This is a genomic window from Streptomyces sp. P9(2023), assembly GCF_032436795.1.
Taxonomy (GTDB): Bacteria; Actinomycetota; Actinomycetes; order Streptomycetales; family Streptomycetaceae; genus Streptomyces.
The window spans coordinates 1-263 of the sequence record NZ_JAUPWM010000562.1; the positions used below are offsets into that span (position 1 = coordinate 1).

General features: G+C 68.4%; 1 protein-coding gene. It reads right to left on the bottom strand.

Going from position 1 to position 263, the window contains the following annotated elements:
• Window positions 1-263, bottom strand: a 263-nt coding sequence (locus Q5762_RS38700) for a hypothetical protein (RefSeq protein WP_315897002.1), incomplete at both ends; no start/stop codon positions are given.

Below are 263 nucleotides of genomic sequence, written 5' to 3' on the forward strand. Positions count from 1 at the left end.
GGTCCGGCAGCACCGGATCGGCATCGAGTTCACCGCGCTGGGTGGCCTCGTCACGGTCGTCGAGGGACTCCAGCGACTCGATCGACGTCAGCCACGTCGCGACGGTCTCGTCGTACAGGCCGAGGCGGGACGCAGCGGCCCACGCCACCCAGGCCATACGCGACAGCGGCATCGATCCATCTGAGCCGACGAACGCTGCCTTGTTGTTCTGCTCCCAGCGGAGCACGTCGGCGGCGATCACCTGCACGGTGAGTGGCTTGCCG